A 20,272-nucleotide genomic window follows, 5' to 3' on the forward strand; every position below is an offset into this window, starting at 1 on the left:
TCATATAATTTTGTAGATTTGCCGGAACTCGATTAATCTTTCTTTTTATGAGTAAATGTGACCAATGTATTGTTAGAGAACTTAGCTCCCTAAAAGCGCTCAACAAGGACGAACTGTTAAGGATTGCTGAATGTAAAACTTCGCGAACCGTCAAAAAAGGCGAGCCCATTTTTGAAGAAGGCGATGTCGTTAACGGTGTTTATTGCATCACTTCGGGTATCTGCAAAATGTCTAAATTAAGTGCCAACGGAAAAGACCAAATTGTCAAGCTAATAAAAGCTGGAGAATTACTCGGACAACGATCGATGATTAGCGATGAACCAGCCAATTTAAGTGCCGTAGCACTTGAAGATATGGAAGTATGCTTTATTCCAAAAACTGAAATCTTGACCTTTTTCGATACCAACAACCAGTTTTCGATGAATTTAATGAAAACCATTTGTGGCGATTTGAAAGAAACCAGCGATCATTTGGTTTCTATTTCCCAAAAAACGGTTAAAGAACGATTGGCAGAAACGCTTATTTATCTTCAAGACAATTTTGGCAAAAACACGGATGGTTCCTTACACATCCAGCTTTCGCGCGAAGAATTGGCAGGAATGATTGGCACGGCCACCGAAAGTTGCATCCGTCTATTGTCCGATTTCAATAAATTAGGATTAATAGAACTGAGCGGTAAAAAAATCATTCTTAAAGACATGGTAAAACTCAAACGAATTGCCGATTAATTTTTTCTGAAATAGTATCAATCTCAATCAATCGAGTAAAGGATTTTGTGATCAATAGTGAAGGAAAACACGAGAAAACCAATCTGAAACCACTCCAAAAAAATTCATACTTTAATTCTGCATAATTTCTTACTGAACCAACCATTAAAACAAAAAACCACAACTTTTTTAGGGCTGTGGTCTTTTTTGTTTGCCCTCGTTGGTGGGCACAGAATGCAATTCTGCGCTATCCATAAGAGGAAATTAATCATATCCGAGCGATTGGGTTAAAGATGCGTAATCTTTCGGTTAAATACTAATTTTTCAAATACAAAACCATCTTCAAATTTTGCAAAATGCCCAGCTTGCTTGTAGCGTGTGTTGTGCGTTCGGTTTTTTATCTACAACTTGTCTTTACTTAAATATTTTGTCAATAAGTTCGTTATTTCTTTGATGTGTTTCTTTGTCAGAACGTTCAAAGTAACCGCTAGTTATACCCCAAACAATAAAAATTATAAACGGAATTGCTATAATAGCTAATTTGTATTTTTGAAAAAAAGCTTGCTTTTGATAAGTTTTACTTTGTTTGTCGAAATATTGAATTTCAATAGCATTTGGGAATTTACTTTTTAAAGTAACTAAATGCTGCTCGTATTTTTTAAATAATGCATCTGTATAAATATTTGAAATTTTGTTTATTTCGTCATCAGAATCTTTCCATTTATTTGATGTGATTTCAACAGATAAACTATGCAAATTTTCAATTATTCCATCTTTAGAATTTGGAATTTTCATTCCAATAATTTTTTTCAAGTTTTGGTCAACAAATGCTTTTTTCTCCTGAATATTTTTGATTTCTTCTTTTTTTTTCAGAAAGTCAATCTCATTGTTTTTTTCTTTCTCTAAAAGTTCTAACTCATATTTTTGTTCGAGTTTTATATTTTTAGCAATATTTTTCGAATTATCGACACGTTGATATTTTGTAGCGTGTCTATTTCCATATACTTTGTTAGAAATTAATCTACCAGTATCTCTACCGAGTTGACCTTTTAATGAACTGAAAAATCCCATTTGAATTTAGTTTTATTGAAATTAATAAAGTGAGTTGCTACGCAACTCACTTTATATTTTTTTACTTTCCTGATGCAGTTAACGTCAGTGAATTGTCAGATAATTTTGAATCATCTGGAGTTGCAACTTGAATTATAATTCCAAATTCTTCCAAGATTTTTTTCTCAAAATTACCGACTAACATTTTGCCGTTTATTTTTACTTCTCCACCTTTTGCATCTTCTTTTCTGATTGATGCTAAAGTTGCATCATCGTCAGCGAATTTTTTGCCTACATAAACTCTTAAAGTAGAGCCATATTCTTCTTTAAAGTTTGCTTTAAAGGTTTTAACTTTCATTTTGCCCGAGATTGATAAATCTGCCATAATTTAATTTTTTGTTAGGTTGTTTTATAATTTCATTCTTTTCGCATCGCCCAATGTTATATCATCGGCTAATAATTTTTTGTTTTCTATGTCTGCAATTTGCACTACAATTCCAAAGTTTTCTAAAAATAGATTTTCGACTTCTAAAACTTTTTGATTGGCTTTAATTTTCATTTTGCTTGAATCAAAATTTACAGAAGTTTGAGTTGTTCTTTGGTCTAAAGTTTTCAAAGTCATTCTTCCATCGTCTGCAAGTTTTTTGCCTTTATAAACCCTTAATGAAAGTCCAAACTTGTTTTTAAACTGTTTTGTTAAATCGGTTACTTTCATCGTGATTTCTACTTCAAATTCCGATGAAGTAAATGAATCTTTAATTTGATTAAAAATTTTCATAGTTCTATTTGTTTGTTTTTTTGCCTTCGATTTAACTTTTTCCAAAACTAAATGTTCAGATTTGAAAAACTTTACGGTTTTCCACATTCTGATAAAATATTTCCAATAAAAGTTGTTTTTGAGTTGTAGTTTTTCGGTTTACGTTCCGCCAAACTGACGCACAACTTGTATATAAACGCTACAAACCTTCGTATATACACCCAAAATTGGGTAGATTGGCGAAAGTTTTGTATCGCTTTTTTACTTCTCAAATATATTCATTTTTTCTTACAAATAATCAAAAGAACTTTTTATTTGTTGATCCCTTTTTTAATCTTAAGAAGTAAAAACAGCACTACTATTTTTCGAGAATCAAAAAAAAGACTCTTTTAGCATCAACGGAGATGCTTTGAGAGTCAACGAAGACTCTTTTAGTATCAACGAAGATGCTTTGAGAGTCAACGAAGACTCTTTTAGTATCAACCGAGATGCTTTGAGAGTCAACGAAGATGCTCTGAGAGTCAACGGAGATGCTTTGAGAATCAAAAAAGGAGTTCCGAACTTATAATTATAAGCTCCGAACTATTAATTATAACCTCTGAACTTGAAATTATAAGCTCTGAACTCAAATGAAGAAGCTCCGAACTTGAAATTATAAGCTCCGAACTCAAATGAAGAAGCTCCGAACTTGAAATTATAAGCTCTGAACTCAAATGAAGAAGCTCCGAACTTGAAATTATAAGCTCCGAACTCAAATGAAGAAGCTCCGAACTTGAAAACACAGGGCCACCAATAAAAAAGCCTCCTTATGGAGGCTTGGATTCAAAAAATTTCCGAAGGGGTTTTTTATTACAATTTCTTGGCTTCGTTCCAAAAAACGTCCATTTCGGCCAAGGTCATGTCCATTAGGGGTTTGCCCAATTCGCCGGCTTTGCTTTCCAAATACTGAAATCTTTTGATGAATTTCTTGTTGGTTCGCTCCAAAGCGTCTTCGGGATTGATGTTCAAAAATCGGGCATAGTTGATCATCGAAAACAAGACATCGCCAAATTCGGATTCCATTTTGTCTTGATCTCCGGCTTCGACCTCAACCTGAAGTTCTGCCAATTCTTCTTGCACTTTGTCCCAAACTTGGTGTGCTTCTTCCCAATCGAAACCCACTCCTTTTACCTTGTCTTGAATTCGGCTGGCTTTGACCAATGCCGGCAAACTTCTTGGCACACCTTCGAGAACGGATTTCTTGCCTTCCTTGAGTTTCAATTTTTCCCAATTTTGTTTGACTTCTTCCTCGTCTTTGACCACGACATCGCTGTAAATATGCGGATGACGGTGAATGAGTTTTTCGCAAATTTCGTTGCAAACATCGGCCATGTCAAAACCTGTAGTGAGCGAAGTCGAACTATCCTTGGTTTCACTTCCTATTTTGGCATAAAAAACAATGTGCAACAACAAATCGCCCAATTCTTTTTTGACTTCATTCAAATCATTGTCCAAAATGGCATCGCCCAATTCATAGGTTTCTTCAATGGTTAGATGGCGTAAACTTTGCAGGGTTTGCTTCTTGTCCCAAGGGCATTTTTCGCGCAAATCGTCCATAATGTTCAGTAATCGTTCGAAGGCTTGAAGTTGAGTTTGTTTGGAGTTCATCGTTTTCGTTTTTTGTAAAAATAAGAAATCCTGTCAGGAAAACATCGTGACAGGATTAAAATATATTTTAAGAAAGCTTACATTACTCTTTCTTTGCTTTTGCTTTTTTGGCAGGAGCTTTTGCTTTTTCGGCAACTATTTCTTCGACAACGCTTTCTTTTATTTCTTCGGCGTTCTCAATTTTTGGCTCTTCTTTAGAAACCAATCCTTTTGATTGCAACAAGTTGTACCAATTCAAAACTTTTTTGATATCAGAAGGATACACTCTTTCGGAATCGTACTCTGGAAGAATTTCAGAAAAATAGGCTACCAATTTTGCATTGTCTTCTTTATGAGAAAGTGCTGGACCTTCATTTTCTTTGATGGCAATGTTTCGCATTACTTCGGTCAACGGTTTTTCGGCATCAACTGTGTAAATAGAGATTTCAGACAATAAACTTACGTTTACTTTCAATCCGACAGTGCTTTTCTTGCCGTCAAGCAATGATTCGGCCACAAATCCTGTGCGAGTTTGAACTTTTAAAGCGTATAAACCAGGTTTTCCTGAAATCGATAATATTTTTTCTAAATTCATTTTGTATAAATTATATGTTTTTATTTATTTTTTGTGAAACTGAATACTGCCACTGCAAACTGAACACTTTTTTACCTTCCTTTTTTATTGCAAAATTTCATTCTGTAATCCGGTCTGGACTTGCCGTCCATAATATTTTGCAATTTGCTCTTGATTAATTTTTTCTTCAATGACGAAATCAAATCGGTAAACAAAATCCCTTCGATGTGATCGTATTCGTGTTGTATTACCCTGGCAACCAAGCCGTCAAAAACTTCGGTTTTCAGGTTGAAATCTTCATCACAATATTCAATCGTGACTTTTTCGTGTCGGTAAACATCCTCACGCACATCGGGAATACTGAGACAACCTTCGTTAAAGCCCCATAATTCGCCTTCCTCTTTCAGTATTTTGGCATTGATAAAAGTACGTTTGAAGCCTTTTAATTGTTGTTGTTCTTCGATTGGAAGGTCTTCATCATCGCCAAAAGGTGTTGTGTCAATAACAAATAGACGAATGCTCAAACCTACTTGTGGCGCAGCAAGCCCCACTCCATAAGCGTTATACATCGTTTCATACATGTTGGCAACAATCTCTTTCAAGTTGGGATGCTCTGAAGTAATCTCCTCGCCTACCTTTCTTAAAACTGGATCGCCATATCCTACAATTGGTAAAATCATTAGTGTTGTATTAAGTATTATCTACTGCCAATTCAAAATCTCTTTCTCCTTAATTTCAGTCCGCAAAAATAGTAAAAAAATATGCATACCATTATCCCATGATTAATAATTAAATATTAGTTTAGAAATTGAGGCCGTTTATTACAGATAGAATAACACAATTCTTACCTTTGCCTTAACCAAAAATAGCATGATAACAAAAATTAAAGATTTCACTGTCGGCACTAATCTATCCAACGCTTTGAAAGCTGGACTTTCTGCGGTCATACCCGTATTAACCTTTTCCTATTTAGGTGATTTGCAAACCGGTCTAATCATAGCCCTTGGAGCACTTTTTACCTTTCCAAGTGATACACCCAGTAATTTAAAACATAAAATTAACGGAATACTTGTAGCGATTTCAATTCTTTTCAGTGTCAACTTATTGATTAACATAACTTATCCATACCCTTTTGTTTTTTATCCTGTTTTCATCTCTCTAGTTTTCATTTTGTCAATGCTTGCCGTTTACGGACAACGCGCCACAATGGTTGCCTTTTCAGCCTTAATGATTATTTCTATTTCATTTTCCCATATCAATACTGGATGGAAAATGCTTGAATATGCAGGACTTTTGCTTAGCGGCGGATTGTTTTATTTACTTATTTCCCTAATTTTCCACTATATCAATCCGCATCGTTACACCGAACTGCAAATTGTGGAATGCATCAAATTGACGGCAAAATATTTGAAATTAAGAGGGGATTTGTGGGAATTGAATTCAGATCGAAAAGAAATCACCCGAAAACAATTGCATCTTCAGGTGGAACTGAACGAAATTCACGAAAACATCAGGGAAATCCTTGTAAGGAATCGAACCAATTATGGCTCTTCGAATCAAAATAGAAAAATGTTGCTGTCTTTTATCACTTTGGTTGAAGTAATGGAATTGGCAATCTCGACATCATTTGACCACAATAAATTACATCAAAAATTTGATGAACATCCAAAGGTTTTAATGACGTATCAAAGTCTTGCCTACAATCTTGCCCGAAATTTAAAGTCATTATCCAAAAAAATCAGGAAAAGAAAGAGTTACACGCCAAAAAATAATTTGGTCGAAAATTTATATGCTTTCGAAAATGCCATAGCAGATTACGAAAAAACGCTAGGCAAAACAGAAGCTTCCGAAGGCGTTCTTATGCTGACCAACATGCTGCATTATGCCGAGAAACAAGTAGAGAAAATCAAGACTCTGGAGCGCGCTTACACTTCCAATGTAAAATTAAAAGACCTTAAAGGAAGAGATAAAGATTTAGAGAATTTAATCACTCCCGACTATTATCCATTAAATACTTTAGTCGAAAATTTCAGTTTTTCTTCGCTAGAATTCAGGCATTCGCTGCGAATTACCACCACATTATTGATAGGATACATTATCGGAAAAGTGCTTCCATTCGAAAATGTGTATTGGATATTAATAACCATTGTGGTGATTATGCGCCCTGGATACGGACTCACGAAAGAAAGGACACTTAATCGCTTTTTGGGAACCCTTTTTGGAGGCGTTGTCGGTTTTGCTATTTTGGCAACAGGCCCAACCACAACAATTCTTGGCGGACTAACCATCCTTTTTCTGATTTTAGGATTGACATTTAATCCTTCTAATTATAAAATTGGAACCACCTTTATAACGCTGCACATTATTTTCATTTTCGCCATATTAAACCCAACCGATGATGTTATTCTGTATAGAATTTTGGACACTTGTGTTGGAGCAACACTGGCTATTCTGGCCAATCATTTTCTGTGGCCTTTTTGGGAGTCGTTAAACACCAATGAAAACATCAAAAACTCAATTGAAGCCAACAGGAATTATTTACAGCAAATTTCTATTTTATACAATAGCAAAGAAAGTGTTAACGCCAAATATCGTCTAGCCAGAAATCAAGCTTTCATAGAAATAGGCAACTTGATGGCTTCTTTTCAAAGAATGTTGCAAGAACCCAAATCAAAACAAGACAAATTGCAACAGGTCTATAAATTTACCGTGGTCAATAATGCGCTGCTTTCTGCTGCTGCTTCATTGGGAACTTATACGCAATCACACAAAACGACCGAAGCCTCGGCATCGTTTAACATTATATTTGACCGCATCATAAAAAATCTGGATTATGCCATTTCGCTTTTGAAAAACGATAACAAACTCACCGAAACCGAAGCTCCAATCGACGATATTTCCAACAACAGTTTTATCGAATTGAAAAAAATACGGGAAAAAGAATTGAGTAAGGCCGACGACATCAATAGTCAGGAGTTCAAACTCAAAATGCAGGAAGCACAATTGGTAATCGAACAATTGGTTTGGCTAACAAACCTTTCGGAAAACATCATAAAAACCACAAAAGTCCTGATGAAACCCCAGCCTCAAGCGGAAACCAACCCACTTAAAACATTTTTCGGGTCAAATAATCCTGAAGCATTATAGTTGCCGATATTTCGTCAATAAGCGCTTTGTTTTGTCGTTGTTTTTTGCTCAATCCGCTGTCAATCATTGTCTGGAACGCCATTTTTGAAGTAAATCGTTCGTCCACGCGAATGACTTTCATATCCGGAAAATGATTGGTAAAATGCGTCACGAATCCCTTGATGATGGAAGCACTTTCAGACGGTTGTCCATTCATTTGCTTGGGTTCACCAATGAGGACTGCTTCGACCTTTTCTTTGGCAAAATAGTCTTTCAAAAAATCTATTGCTGTGGAAGATGGAATGGTCGTCAAACCCGAAGCGATAATTTGCAGTTCATCGGTAACAGCTATTCCGGTTCGTTTTTGTCCGTAATCTATGGCGAGTATTCTTGGCATTTTAAAATGAATTTCTGTGTTTCAAAATTGCCACAACTGAAACAGTTTCAAGCTCATTATCAACTTTAAAAACAACTGTATAACCTTTAAAAACACAATCTCTTATATTTTCGTCTTCAAAATAAATTGATTTTTTGAATAGAAAAGGTTGTTTCAAATCTTTTTGTATCTTTTTAATTAATTCAATTTTGAATTTCCTTGCAGCAACAGGTTTGTCTTTTGAAATAAAATCAACTATATCATTCAAATCATATTTAAATTCAACAGTTAATTTAATCTTCATATTTTGAAATTGTTTCTTCAAGAAATTGATCTAACTCTTCAAAACTCACAAATTGAGCAGTTCCATCATTAATTTTATCAATTCTGGACTGAAGCATTCTTTTTTCATCTTCAAAAGTTGACCTTTCGGGAACAATTTTCAATTCATCCGAAGAGAACGAACTCAATAATTCCAAGATTTTGGCTTTGATGTTGGGTTGAAATTCTAATCTGATAGTTTCCATAATTTTTTATTTATAGTGAGTTCCTGTGTTTCAAAATTGCCACAACTGTAACAATTTCAAGCTCATTATCAACTTTAAAAACAACTGTATAGCCTTTAAAAACATAATCTCTTATGGTTTTATCGCCATCAGAATAAATTGATTCTTTAAAATGAAATGGATTTTTTAAATCTTTTTTTAAATTAGAAAGCAACTCTTTTTTAAACTTTTTGGCAGCAAGAGGCTTATCTTTTGAGATATATCTAACCTGATCTTCTAATAAAAATTTAAATTTGACAGTGAATCTAATTTTCATATTCTGAAATTACTTCATCCAAATAGCTATCCAACTCTTCGAAAGTACAAAATTCTGCTGTCCCATCCTTAATTTTTTCTAACTCATTTTGTATCATCCCTTTGTTCTTAAGAAAATTTTCATCTTCCTTGATAATTTTCAATTCATCCGAAGAGAACGAACTCAATAATTCCAAGATTTTGGCTTTGATGTTGGGTTGAAATTCTAATCTAATGGTTTCCATAACGAATCAATTTAAAGTACAAAGATATAACATTTTCCAATCGATTATACTTTTGGCTTTTGCTGAAAAATGGTATATTTGCCAAAAATATATCAAAAAATGAACGAATTACAATCCATAATAGAACAAGCTTGGGAAAACCGTGCATTGTTGCAAGAAACAAAAACTACTGATGCCATAAGATCAGTAATCGAATTATTAGATTCAGGAAAATTGCGTGTTGCCGAGCCAGTTGGCGAAGGTTGGCAAGTAAACGAATGGGTAAAGAAAGCCGTTGTTTTGTATTTCCCAATCCAAAAAATGGAAACATTGGAAGCCGGAATCTTCGAATACAACGACAAAATGTTGCTAAAAAGAGATTATGCCGAAAAAGGAGTTCGCGTGGTTCCTGGAGCATCTGCCCGTTATGGCGCTTTTTTGGCTAGCGGCGTGATTATGATGCCAAGTTATGTAAATATTGGTGCTTATGTCGATTCTGGAACAATGGTAGATACTTGGGCAACTGTTGGTAGTTGTGCTCAAATTGGTAAAGATGTTCACCTTTCTGGCGGAGTTGGAATTGGTGGTGTTTTAGAACCTTTACAAGCTGCACCAGTAATTATTGAAGACGGAGCTTTCATTGGTTCTCGTTGTATTATTGTAGAAGGCGTTCACGTAGGAAAAGAAGCTGTTCTTGGTGCCAATGTTTGTTTGACTGCTTCCACAAAAATCATTGACGTTACTGGAGAAACTCCTGTAGAAAGAAAAGGTTTTGTTCCTGCTCGTTCGGTTGTAATTCCTGGTAGTTATACCAAAAAATTCGCTGCTGGAGATTTTCAAGTGCCTTGCGCCTTGATTATCGGAACTCGCAAACCTTCAACTGATTTGAAAACATCGTTGAATAATGCGTTGCGCGAATATGACGTTGCGGTATAAATTTTAAATCCCAATATTTTAAATTCCAAATTCCAATTGACAAGTCGATTGGAATTTGGAATTTTTATTTAAAACTTATCCCAAAAATTGATTTTTTTTGCTTCAATTTGTACTGTCAAAAAATTCCTTTCCTGAAATGAAAATACTGGTTATACAACAAAAAATGATTGGCGATGTGCTGGTAAGCAGCATCATTTGCAACAATTTGCGCAAAGCCTACCCCGATGCACAAATCGATTATTTGGTTTATGAATCTACCATTCCCGTATTGCAAGGCAATCCGAACATTGACAATGTTCTCTTGTTTCAAGAAAAACATCGCAAAAGCAAAAGAGAATTTCTGAATTTGGCTCTCGAAATTCGCTCCTTCCAATACGATTTGGTGATTGATGCTTATTCGAAATTGGAAAGCTGGCTGATTATTTTGTTGAGCGGAGCCAAAAGAAAAATCTCCTACAAAAAATCAGGTCGCACCTTTTTATATACCGACAATGTTCCTTTTGCCGAATTTCCAAAAACCAATTTGGGATTGGCCATCGAAAGACGACTTTCGTTGTTGGAACCGCTTGACTTAAAAATTGAAGTGGATGCTTTTCCAAAGCTGTATGTAACCGATAAAGAAAATCAAGATGCAATCGCACTTTTTGAACATCACCATTTAATAAAAGATCGAAAAACAGTGATGATTAGCCTTTTGGGAAGCGAAAAATTAAAAACCTATCCCTTGGAATATATGGCAAAAGTGGCCGATTACATTGCCGACAATCAAGAGGTAAATATTCTTTTTAATTATTTTCCAAAGCAAATCAAGGATGCAAAAAAAGTTTTTGATGCTTGTAAACCTTTGACCCAGGAAAAAATCTATTTTGATTTATTGGGCAATGATTTGCGTTCTTTTATCGCCATAATGAACAATTGCGATTTGATTATTGGCAACGATGGAGGTGCAATCAATATGGCAAAAGCATTAGGAAAATCCTCTTTCATTATTTTCTCCCCTTGGATTGAAAAGAAAATTTGGGCCACTCTTGAAGATGGTTTAAAGCATATTTCAGTGCATTTGAATGACTTTAAACCCAAATTATTGGCTTCGAAAACTGAAAAAGAACTCAAAAAAAATGCCCTTTCCTTGTATCAAGAATTCGAACCCGAATTGTTCAAGGATAAAATGGAATTGTTTTTGAAACAGAATCTTTAAATCAAGATTTCCAGAATTTCAATTTCTTTTTCAAACGTCTTTTTTTGGCAAAACGCTCTTGAAAATCATTGGTGTAAAACCACATTTTTTCGAAAATATCGGCTTCGGTTTGAGCGGGATATACTTTGGAATATTCGTTGCTCATAACGGCAATCATTTCCTTTTTTGGAGTCAAATGACTGAGGTTTTTCATTCTGGAATCAAAATCCATATTGTCGTGAAAATTCATACGATTCAAATCGACCAAGAAGAAATCGTAACTTCCTTCGGCATTTTTTTTGATTAAAGTATTTCCAGGCGAATGATCCAGAAATTCGATTCCTTTTTGATGCAAATCGAAAGAAAAACGGGTAAATTGTCTTAAAATATTTTCGTTATCCGGAAAATCTGGAATTTCGACCAATTCCCTATACGTCAAATCGCATTGAAGATGTTCGCTCAGATAGTAACTGTCCTTGAGTCCTATGAAATCGTAATTTTCGAAATAAGCGATGGGCTGAGGCGTTCCAATTCCTTTTTCCAATAAAGTGGTAGCATATTCAAAAGAACGTCTGGCCTTGGATTTCCTGAAATATTTGTAGGCTATTTTATTGATGAAATGCGGAATTTTGAAGGATTTGATGTTGATGGTTTTGCCTTCCAATTCAAATAATTTGATTTTATTTCTTTGTCCATCGCCAAAAAGAATCCCGGTAGAGTTGAAGTTATTTATGATAGAAACAATTGCCTCGTTTGCTATTTCAAAAAATGGGTCTATGGTGAATTTCATCAATTACTTTATTTATGTGAGACAAATGTATGTATTGCATTTTAGACTTCAAATTTTTAGCGTATTTTTACCCAAATTTTAATTTATGTCTTATCCGAGTTGTACTTTAGTGACCCCAACCTATAATTGGCCTGAAGCTTTAGAATTGTTGTTATTGAGCATATTGAACCAAACGGTTTTGCCCAATGAAGTGATAATTGCCGATGATGGTTCCAGAGAAGACACCAAACAATTAATCGAAAAATTTCAGCAAAAATTCCCGATTCCTTTGCTTCATATTTGGCACGAAGATTTAAAAAACAGAAAGCCGAAAATTATGAACAAAGCTATTGCGGCTGCAAAACATGACTATATTGTAGAGATTGACGGCGACATCATCATGAACAAACACTTTATAGAAGACCATCTCACTTTTGCCCAGAAAGGACATTATCTTTTTGGCTCGCGTGTGAATATTCAAGAGTCTTTTTTATCTGAATTATTTTCAAAAAAAATTATTGATTTCAACTTTTTTTCAAAAGGAATAAAAAAAAGAGATAGAACCATTCGTCTTCCCTTTTTAATGAATTTTGCCAAAAGTGTTGACCAACGGTCTCGAAAACTTCGTGGTTGCAATATGTCATTTTGGAAAGAAGATTTTATCAAAATCAATGGATTTAATGAGGATTTAGTAGGTTGGGGAATTGATGATTCAGAAATGATTCAACGACTCCATAACATTGGAATTAAAGGAAAAAGACTAAAATATTCTGGAGTTGCTTATCATATTTACCACAAGGAGCAATCCAAAAGTCATCTAGAAATCAATAACGAAATCGAGAGACAAACCACTGAAAAAAAACTTACTTTTATCGAAAAAGGAATCAATCAATATTTATGATGTTTGACATAGCCGTAATTTTAATCAACTACAATTCAAGCGAACACAGCATCAATTGCATTCGTTCCATTATCGAAAAAACCTCTAAAAACATTAATTATCAAATTATCATAACTGATAATTGTTCTCAAAAAGAGGATTATCTAAAACTAAAATCGTTTTGTAATGAAGTCGATTTTTCGAATTTAGAACTTCACCGAAGTGTCATAAATTCTGGTTTTGGCGGAGGAAACATGTTTGGAGTACAATTTGCCAATGCCAACTATTTAGCTTTCGTGAATAACGACACTTTGTTGAAAAATGATTGTTTGTCGATTCTGAAAAACACATTAGAAAACAATCCAAAAATTGGAATTGCCGGAGCTCAAGCCTACAAAGAAAATGGAGATTTCATGATTTCACTCGATCATTTTGCGTCTCCAGCGAGAGAAATTATTGGTAGAAGTTTCTTGGAAAGTATCAATCCTAAAAAACATCCGAAACGAAAAAAGAAATATACAAATCCGTTACAAGTCAACTTTGTTCCTGGCAGCTTTATGTTCATTAAAGCAACTGATTTTTATGAAGTTGGAGGTTTTGATACCAACATTTTTCTTTATTATGAAGAAACCGATTTATGTTTGAGATTAGCCAAAAACTTAAAGTTTGCTTACTTAATTCCTGAAGCTGAATTTGTTCATTTATATGGAGCCAGCACCGGAAAATCATTGGCAATCAAAAAAGAATTGAAGATTTCGTTACTCTATATTATGAGAAAACATTATGGATTTTTTGGACACAAAATAGTAATGCTATTTCTAATTATAAAATATTTTTTCAGCAGTATTCTTAAACCTAAAAACTGGTCTTTGTTTTTTCTAATTTTGACTGGTGCTCCATTGTCAAAATCACTAAAAACCAAACAAAAAATCGTAATACCGTAATCTACGATGAAGTTAAAAAGGACATGAAATAATACAACAAAGCATGGTCATCCTTTACTCAGCAGATTTAATTTTTCAAAAAAAAGATAATGAAAATAGAAAACAAATTAGAAATAGTATTAATAACATACAATAGATCTAAATTATTAGAAAACACTTTAGATCAATTTTTAAACTCGCCGTTTAAAGATTGTAAAATAACGATACTCAATAACTGTTCAACTGACACTACAATCGAAGTATGTAATTCATTTGTCAATAAATTTTCTAATTTCAAAATAGTAACCAATAAATTAAACATTGGTGCCAATGCCAATATAATGAGAGCGATAGAAATCGTTGATTTGGATTACATCTGGATAGTTTGTGATGATGACAAATACAATTTTTCCTACTGTGATGATGTTATTGATTGCATAATTAATGAAAAAGCCGAGTTGATAAATATGGGAGCGCATGCTGATTATGCTTGGTCTTTTGGAGGAAGAAACGAATTAGTCAAAAAATTACACAGTGAAGGCTATCCCTATTTTAAAGCATCTTCATTTCTTCCTAACAATATTTTTAAAAAAGAAGCTTTTATTCCTTTTATAATTAGTGGATATAATAATATTACAAACATGTATCCACACATGCCTTTTTTACTTTCATTTTATTCGTTAAATAAAAATATATACATCGCAAAAAATAGAATTGTCACGGCAGTTATCGGAGAACAAGTTTATAATTCAAAAGATGTTACTGATGGTTGGTTAAACACATCCAGATTATTGAAAAATAGATTGGATATTAATAGATGTTTTTTTGATCAACGAAAGCATAAAGGATTTAGACATCAAATTGAGATTTCTTTAGCCTATACATTCAAATCAATTTTAGGCAAGTTTTACAATAAAACTATAAGAGGAATTTTTCAAATATTATCACCATTTCAAAAAATAATTTATATAATTCTTGTTATACCTTATGTTTTGATTAGGTTGTTAATTTCAAGTCTTAAAAAAAGCAAGCATTAATTGAATTCTTCAAAATCAAGAATTAAAAAAAAGGGCTTAAAGTTGGATAATAGAGTACTTATTCCGGTAAAACTGTACCTCCTATTCCGGGGCAAACTGAACAGTTATTTTTGTGAATAATTTGACAAATGACAGTTTTTTTGTATTTTTGCTACATCTGAAGTGTCCATTAAGTATATTTATTTTGCAAAAACAAACATACGGGATTCTCAGGCACTTTTTATTTTAGACTTTCGGAAGACATTGAAGATCTTGAAAAAAAACTTCAAAAAATCAACAAACAAGTAATGATTATAATTAGATTAAGAGGCGGTTTAGGCAACCAAATGTTTCAATATGCTTTTGGAAAAAGCATTGCAAGAAAGTTAGGTGTGGACATGAAGCTCGATTTAACGAGTTTACTACAAACTCACCATAAGGCAACGACTACCAATCGTGACTACCAAATGAATATTTTTAATTTTGGGGATTCTTTCCTGATTCAGCCAAATTCAATTCGCCTATTAAATAAGTTGCATTTAAATTTTTTAATTCAAATTATAAAGTCTATAAAACTAATTGGTTTTAAGAAGTACAAGGAGAAAACTTTTACAGCAGAGGAATTGATTATTAATACCCCGAAAGACAAAAACTTGTATGTAGGATATTGGCAAAGTGAAAAATATTTTAAAAATATAGAAACTGAATTACGTAAAGATTTTAGATTTAATGAAGAGCTTTCCCCTCAAGCCAAAAGTATTTCTGAAGCCATAATCAAGGTTAATGCAGTTTGTGTACACGTAAGACGTGGCGATTATGTAGCTAATACTGGATCTTTTAATTGTTCGAATCTTGATTATTTTGTTGACGGGACAAACTATATCTTTAAACACACCAACAACCCGCATTTTTTTGTGTTTTCAGACGATCCAGAATGGTGTAAACAGCATCTAAAATTTGATTATGATTTTACAATTGTTGATTACACAACTGACAAAATTAAGTATAAAGAAGATTTACAACTTATGGCCTTGTGTAACCACTTTATAATTTCTGCCAGTAGTTTTTCGTGGTGGGCAGTTTGGCTAAGCAATAAAAAAGAGGCGAAGGTCGTTGTTCCAAAGAATTGGTTTTTAGACAAAACCACAGATGTCAGTGATTTAATTCACGATAGCTGGATTAAACTTTAGGCCAACCAATATTTTGCTTCCTCCTTTTACCCAACTCTTAAAAGTCATCATCAAAAACATGATTAATTAGTGATATGAAAATTCAGATTTCAAGAGTACTGTAAAAGAAGATTTCTTGAAATTGGAATTAAAGTTTGAACAAGTAAATACCAAAATAAAATCTGTAAAAGTCGAAATAAAAGAAAGCAAAAACGAAACACTCAAATGGTTTGTCGGAATGTTTTTTTTTGCATTGGCTTTAATGATTATAGGTTTGTATCTAAAAAAAATGTCAACTAAAGTTTATACAAGTCTGAGAAAAGTTTCACCTCTTTTATCAAACTTTTTTATGAAATTAAAAACGTACAGGAGCTTAATTTTCATTTAATCAGCCCCAGATATTTAGAATACAAATAAATATCTTTGCATCATATATAAAAAAATTATGGACATTAACCTAGAAATCCAAAAAGCCTTCGAAGTAATCCAACAAGGCGGAATCATCCTGTATCCAACGGACACCGTTTGGGGAATTGGCTGTGATGCCACAAATGCTGAAGCTGTTGCCAAAATCTATAAACTCAAACAAAGAGCCGAAACCCAATCGATGATTTGCTTGATGAATGGCGAAAAAATGATGTACAACGTATTCAAAGACATTCCAGAAGTGGCTTGGCAAATAATAGATTTATCCGAAAAACCAACTACGCTAATTTTGGACAAACCCAGAAACGTGGCAGCCAACTTAATTGCCACCGACAATACTCTAGGAATTAGAATCGTAAAAGAACCCTTTTGTTTTAAACTAATGGAAAAGATGCGAAAACCATTGGTTTCCACCTCTGCCAATATCTCAGGACAGCCCACTCCTATTGCCTTCAAAGATATTAGCCCCGAAATTATAAAAGGCGTTGACTATGTTGTAAATTTGCATCGCGAAAAAATTGCCGGAAAACCTTCAACAATTATAAAATTGACGAGTGATTCGCAGGTAAAAGTGATTCGAAAATAGTTTGCAGTATTCAGTTTTCAGTTTTCAGTTGAGCAACTTTAAACTTTAAACTTTAAACATTTTAAAATGAGCATTAAAACTTCATATAAAGAAGCCCTAAATAATAAAATATTCGAAGTCATTTCCCAAGCTTCCCAAGAACTTAATCTCGAAAGTTATGTAATTGGTGGTTTCGTGAGAGATTTACTCCTTGAAAGAGATTTCAAAAAAGACATCGATGTTGTTGCCGTGGGCAGCGGAATAGAATTAGCTTTAAAAGTATCTCAACTACTTCCAAACAAACCAAAAGTCCAGGTTTTCAAGACTTATGGAACGGCAATGTTGCGTTTTGAAGATACCGAAATCGAATTTGTAGGCGCTCGAAAAGAATCCTACAATCTCGACAGCCGAAATCCTGTCGTGGAAAACGGAACCTTGGAAGACGATCAAAATCGCCGTGATTTTACCATCAATGCCTTGGCTTTGTCCTTAAACAAGGATAATTTTGGTGAATTATCCGATCCTTTCAATGGATTGGAAGACCTGAAAAACAAAATCATCAAAACACCGCTCGATCCAGACATTACTTTTTCTGACGATCCTTTGCGAATGTTGAGAGGCATCCGTTTTGCAAACCAATTGGGATTTGAAATTGAAGAAAAATCACTGAATTCAATTACCAAAAATGCAGAGCGAATCAAGATTATTTCTGGCGAAAGAATTGTCGACGAATTGAATAAAATTCTTTCTACCGACACGCCTTCGGTTGGATTCTTGTTGTTGTACAAAACTGGATTATTGGATATAATATTACCAGAATTAACGGCTTTGAACCAAGTGGAGGAAATTGAAGGCCAAACCCATAAAAACAATTTTTATCATACTCTGGAAGTGGTCGATAATATTTGCCCGAATACGGATGACGTTTGGTTGCGTTGGTCGGCATTGTTGCACGACATTGGAAAAGCACCAACCAAACGCTTCAACAAAAAACAAGGCTGGACCTTTCACGGTCACGAATTTTTGGGCGGAAAAATGGCCAAGAAAATCTTCGAAAGATTAAGAATGCCATTGAACCACAAAATGAAATTTGTGCAAAAAATGGTGATGATGAGTTCGCGTCCCATCGTTTTGTCTGAAGATGTGGTAACGGATTCTGCTGTTCGTCGTTTGGTTTTTGATGCTGGCGAAGACGTGGAAAGCTTGATGACTTTGTGCGAAGCCGACATCACGACCAAAAACCCCAATAAATTCAAGAAATACCACCAGAATTTCGAGATTGTCCGCAAGAAAATCGTGGAAGTGGAAGAACGTGATCAGGTTCGAAATTTTCAACCGCCTATTTCCGGTGAAGAGATTATGGCGATTTTTAATTTGCAACCTTCCCGTGAAATCGGCGTGTTGAAAGAAGCCGTGAAAGAAGCCATTTTGGAAGGTGAAATCCCCAATGAATATCAGGCGGCTTATGATTTTGTTTTGAAGCGTGGAGCCAAATTAGGTTTGACGAAAGTTTAAGTATTGTTTACTCTTCGTTTATTTAAAAAATTCTTAATTTTATAAAAATTTTGATTATGAACCTAGCCGAATTAAAATTAGAAATAATAGCAAAAATTATTGCAACTGATGATGTTGCTCTTTTGAATAAAATTCAAGAAATCATAAATGATTATGAATCGAATTCGGTTGTTAATGAACCTATGGCAACTTACGACAGAATCAGGGTTTTTTCAGAAGAAGAACAACGAAAAATAAATCTTGCGGTCCAACAATATGAAAATGGAGAATGTATTTCTGATGAAGAAGCCCAAAAAGAAATTCAAGAATGGCTAGAAGATTAATTTGGTCTCCAGAAGCCCGAAATTCAAGAAAAAACATTTTTGACTATTGGAATAATCGAAATAAATCAAAAGTGTATAATAGTAGAAAACTAAATTCTCTTTTCAATACCAATTTAAAAATCGTCATACAACTTCCTGAATTTGGCAAACCTACTTTTAGAGAAGATTCAAAATTTATAATTGTAAGTCATTTTGAAATCATTTACAAAATAACCCCAAATGAAGTTGTTGTTTTAGACATCTGGGACACTCGCCAAAATCCTCAAGACTTTCCAATAAAATAAAATGAAAAATACAAACAAAGCCGTAATTATCTGGCTACTTTCAGGTTGCTTATTATTGTTTATAATGGTCGTGGTTGGTGGAATCACCCGATTGACCAATTCAGGACTTTCAATGACTGACTGGCATTTGGTCACCGACACTTTCCCTCCGCTTACTGAAGAAAAATGGTCGCAAGCATTCGAAGAATACAAGAAATTTCCGGAATACCAAAAAATCAACATCCATAATGATTTCCAATTGGAAGATTATAAGTTTATCTATTTCTGGGAATGGTTTCACCGTTTTATAGGACGAATCATTGGATTGGTTTTTCTTGTTCCTTTTGTATATTTCCTTATCAAAAAACGACTTTCAAACGAAACCATAAAGAAATGCGTGGTGCTACTTGGAATGGGTGCTTTTCAGGGTTTTTTGGGTTGGTTTATGGTTCGAAGTGGTTTAATTGACAATCCGGACGTGAGTCATTTTAGACTTTCCTTGCATTTGACTTTCGCCTTTATCACCTTTGCTTACACATTGTGGGTAGCTTTGGATTTGATTTATCCTGAAAGAAAAAATGCCATAGCTTCACTTCAAAACATCGCTCGTTTTTCGCTGGTTTTTTTGTTAATACAAATCATTTATGGTGGTTTCGTTGCAGGTTTGAATGCGGGTTTAATTCACAATCATTGGCCATTGATGAGCGACGGACAATTCCTTCACGAAAGTGTTGTTTTAGAAAAAGACACTTGGCTGCAAAGACTTACAGAAGGCAAAAGCGGCGTTCAATTTGCGCACAGAACTTTGGCTTATGTGGTAGTTGGATTCATAATGCTCTTGGCTTTCAAAAGCCATAAATTTGATTTAAATACAACTCAAAAATCAGGAATAACCGCTTTGGTAATCATCGTATTTATACAATTTGCATTGGGAGTATTTACCTTGCTTTACAGCGTTCCGTTATGGCTGGGATTGACTCATCAAGTAGTCGCTTTCTTTTTGCTTACGGCAATGACTTACACTTTGCATAGACTTTCTAAATAAAAAAATCCCACAGTTGAAACTGTGG

General features: G+C 34.1%; 26 protein-coding genes. 14 read left to right on the forward strand and 12 right to left on the reverse strand.

From position 1 onward, the window contains the following. The first annotated feature begins 47 nt into the window (after nt 1-47). Nucleotides 48-728, forward strand: coding sequence for a Crp/Fnr family transcriptional regulator (locus tag OZP13_RS10355; RefSeq protein WP_281297086.1), 681 nt, complete (start codon nt 48-50; stop codon nt 726-728). Between the two features lie 393 nt (nt 729-1,121). On the opposite strand, the gene OZP13_RS10360 is transcribed toward OZP13_RS10355, so the two are convergent. From OZP13_RS10360 to OZP13_RS10370, 3 genes are all read right to left on the reverse strand, one after another. Next, on the reverse strand, nt 1,122-1,778 hold the full coding sequence (locus OZP13_RS10360) for a hypothetical protein (protein ID WP_281297087.1): 657 nt from the start codon (nt 1,776-1,778) through the stop codon (nt 1,122-1,124). A gap of 61 nt (nt 1,779-1,839) precedes the next feature. Beyond that, a complete protein-coding gene (locus tag OZP13_RS10365; RefSeq protein ID WP_281297088.1) occupies nt 1,840-2,142 on the reverse strand; it encodes a hypothetical protein in 303 nt (100 codons plus the stop codon). A gap of 24 nt (nt 2,143-2,166) precedes the next feature. Continuing rightward, nucleotides 2,167-2,580, reverse strand: coding sequence for a hypothetical protein (locus OZP13_RS10370; protein WP_269240084.1), 414 nt, complete (start codon nt 2,578-2,580; stop codon nt 2,167-2,169). A 343-nt stretch (nt 2,581-2,923) separates the two neighbouring features. On the opposite strand from OZP13_RS10370, the gene OZP13_RS10375 reads away from it, so the two are divergent. Further along, nucleotides 2,924-3,082 carry a hypothetical protein gene (locus OZP13_RS10375; protein ID WP_281297089.1) on the forward strand — a complete coding sequence of 53 codons (159 nt, stop codon included), beginning with the start codon at nt 2,924-2,926 and terminating at the stop codon, nt 3,080-3,082. A gap of 281 nt (nt 3,083-3,363) precedes the next feature. Here the strand turns inward: OZP13_RS10375 and mazG are convergent, their stop codons facing one another. The 3 genes from mazG to def all read right to left on the reverse strand — a co-directional run bounded on the left by mazG (nt 3,364) and on the right by def (nt 5,394). Continuing rightward, complete coding sequence (gene mazG / locus OZP13_RS10380) at nt 3,364-4,161, reverse strand: nucleoside triphosphate pyrophosphohydrolase (RefSeq protein ID WP_281297090.1); 798 nt, start codon at nt 4,159-4,161, stop codon at nt 3,364-3,366. Between the two features lie 82 nt (nt 4,162-4,243). Continuing rightward, on the reverse strand, nt 4,244-4,735 hold the full coding sequence (locus OZP13_RS10385; RefSeq protein WP_281297091.1) for a DUF5606 family protein: 492 nt from the start codon (nt 4,733-4,735) through the stop codon (nt 4,244-4,246). A 71-nt stretch (nt 4,736-4,806) separates the two neighbouring features. Further along, on the reverse strand, nt 4,807-5,394 hold the full coding sequence (gene def / locus OZP13_RS10390) for a peptide deformylase (RefSeq protein WP_269240088.1): 588 nt from the start codon (nt 5,392-5,394) through the stop codon (nt 4,807-4,809). A gap of 190 nt (nt 5,395-5,584) precedes the next feature. Here def and OZP13_RS10395 point away from each other — a divergent pair, with 190 nt between their 5' ends. Next, complete coding sequence (locus OZP13_RS10395) at nt 5,585-7,861, forward strand: FUSC family protein (RefSeq protein ID WP_281297092.1); 2,277 nt, start codon at nt 5,585-5,587, stop codon at nt 7,859-7,861. On the opposite strand, the gene ruvX is transcribed toward OZP13_RS10395, so the two are convergent. From ruvX to OZP13_RS10420, 5 genes are read right to left on the reverse strand one after another with little or no spacing between them, the layout of a single operon-like run. Further along, complete coding sequence (gene ruvX, locus OZP13_RS10400; protein WP_269240090.1) at nt 7,821-8,237, reverse strand: Holliday junction resolvase RuvX; 417 nt, start codon at nt 8,235-8,237, stop codon at nt 7,821-7,823. The genes OZP13_RS10395 and ruvX overlap by 41 nt on opposite strands. A gap of 1 nt (nt 8,238) precedes the next feature. Further along, nucleotides 8,239-8,520: a type II toxin-antitoxin system RelE/ParE family toxin gene (locus OZP13_RS10405; RefSeq protein ID WP_281297093.1), complete on the reverse strand. Its 282-nt coding sequence runs from the start codon at nt 8,518-8,520 to the stop codon at nt 8,239-8,241. Next, on the reverse strand, nt 8,510-8,743 hold the full coding sequence (locus OZP13_RS10410; protein ID WP_269240091.1) for a hypothetical protein: 234 nt from the start codon (nt 8,741-8,743) through the stop codon (nt 8,510-8,512). The genes OZP13_RS10405 and OZP13_RS10410 overlap by 11 nt, the downstream gene beginning before the upstream one ends. Before the next feature lie 10 nt (nt 8,744-8,753). After that, a complete protein-coding gene (locus tag OZP13_RS10415) occupies nt 8,754-9,038 on the reverse strand; it encodes a type II toxin-antitoxin system RelE/ParE family toxin (RefSeq protein WP_281297094.1) in 285 nt (94 codons plus the stop codon). Continuing rightward, a complete protein-coding gene (locus tag OZP13_RS10420) occupies nt 9,028-9,261 on the reverse strand; it encodes a hypothetical protein (RefSeq protein ID WP_269240092.1) in 234 nt (77 codons plus the stop codon). The genes OZP13_RS10415 and OZP13_RS10420 overlap by 11 nt, the downstream gene beginning before the upstream one ends. A gap of 99 nt (nt 9,262-9,360) precedes the next feature. Between OZP13_RS10420 and OZP13_RS10425 the strand changes: the two genes are divergently transcribed. Then, complete coding sequence (locus OZP13_RS10425; RefSeq protein ID WP_269240093.1) at nt 9,361-10,176, forward strand: 2,3,4,5-tetrahydropyridine-2,6-dicarboxylate N-succinyltransferase; 816 nt, start codon at nt 9,361-9,363, stop codon at nt 10,174-10,176. A gap of 136 nt (nt 10,177-10,312) precedes the next feature. Beyond that, nucleotides 10,313-11,374, forward strand: coding sequence for a glycosyltransferase family 9 protein (locus OZP13_RS10430; RefSeq protein WP_281297095.1), 1,062 nt, complete (start codon nt 10,313-10,315; stop codon nt 11,372-11,374). A gap of 1 nt (nt 11,375) precedes the next feature. Here OZP13_RS10430 and OZP13_RS10435 read toward each other — a convergent pair whose 3' ends face one another. Next, nucleotides 11,376-12,143 carry a protein kinase family protein gene (locus OZP13_RS10435; RefSeq protein ID WP_281297096.1) on the reverse strand — a complete coding sequence of 256 codons (768 nt, stop codon included), beginning with the start codon at nt 12,141-12,143 and terminating at the stop codon, nt 11,376-11,378. Nucleotides 12,144-12,228: 85 nt separating this feature from the next. Here OZP13_RS10435 and OZP13_RS10440 point away from each other — a divergent pair, with 85 nt between their 5' ends. The 9 genes from OZP13_RS10440 (at nt 12,229) to OZP13_RS10480 (ending at nt 20,247) form a co-directional block, all read left to right on the forward strand. Further along, a complete protein-coding gene (locus OZP13_RS10440; protein ID WP_281297097.1) occupies nt 12,229-13,023 on the forward strand; it encodes a glycosyltransferase family 2 protein in 795 nt (264 codons plus the stop codon). Further along, the gene (locus tag OZP13_RS10445) at nt 13,020-13,946 is read left to right on the forward strand and encodes a glycosyltransferase family 2 protein (protein ID WP_281297098.1); all 927 of its coding nucleotides are present in this window, start codon (nt 13,020-13,022) and stop codon (nt 13,944-13,946) included. The genes OZP13_RS10440 and OZP13_RS10445 overlap by 4 nt, the downstream gene beginning before the upstream one ends. Nucleotides 13,947-14,035: 89 nt before the next feature. Continuing rightward, complete coding sequence (locus tag OZP13_RS10450; protein ID WP_281297099.1) at nt 14,036-14,962, forward strand: glycosyltransferase family 2 protein; 927 nt, start codon at nt 14,036-14,038, stop codon at nt 14,960-14,962. 287 nt (nt 14,963-15,249) lie between these two features. Then, the gene (locus tag OZP13_RS10455) at nt 15,250-16,131 is read left to right on the forward strand and encodes an alpha-1,2-fucosyltransferase (RefSeq protein ID WP_269240099.1); all 882 of its coding nucleotides are present in this window, start codon (nt 15,250-15,252) and stop codon (nt 16,129-16,131) included. A 424-nt stretch (nt 16,132-16,555) separates the two neighbouring features. Further along, nucleotides 16,556-17,122 carry an L-threonylcarbamoyladenylate synthase gene (locus tag OZP13_RS10460; protein WP_269240100.1) on the forward strand — a complete coding sequence of 189 codons (567 nt, stop codon included), beginning with the start codon at nt 16,556-16,558 and terminating at the stop codon, nt 17,120-17,122. Nucleotides 17,123-17,188: 66 nt separating this feature from the next. Next, nucleotides 17,189-18,616, forward strand: coding sequence for a CCA tRNA nucleotidyltransferase (locus tag OZP13_RS10465; RefSeq protein ID WP_281297100.1), 1,428 nt, complete (start codon nt 17,189-17,191; stop codon nt 18,614-18,616). Nucleotides 18,617-18,672: 56 nt separating this feature from the next. Further along, complete coding sequence (locus OZP13_RS10470) at nt 18,673-18,939, forward strand: hypothetical protein (protein WP_281297101.1); 267 nt, start codon at nt 18,673-18,675, stop codon at nt 18,937-18,939. Then, a complete protein-coding gene (locus tag OZP13_RS10475; protein ID WP_269240103.1) occupies nt 18,924-19,223 on the forward strand; it encodes a type II toxin-antitoxin system RelE/ParE family toxin in 300 nt (99 codons plus the stop codon). The genes OZP13_RS10470 and OZP13_RS10475 overlap by 16 nt, the downstream gene beginning before the upstream one ends. A gap of 1 nt (nt 19,224) precedes the next feature. Next, the gene (locus tag OZP13_RS10480; RefSeq protein WP_281297102.1) at nt 19,225-20,247 is read left to right on the forward strand and encodes a COX15/CtaA family protein; all 1,023 of its coding nucleotides are present in this window, start codon (nt 19,225-19,227) and stop codon (nt 20,245-20,247) included. The last annotated feature ends 25 nt before the right edge of the window (nt 20,248-20,272 follow it).

Source organism: Flavobacterium limnophilum, from assembly GCF_027111315.2.
In the GTDB taxonomy this organism is placed as follows: domain Bacteria; phylum Bacteroidota; class Bacteroidia; order Flavobacteriales; family Flavobacteriaceae; genus Flavobacterium; species Flavobacterium limnophilum.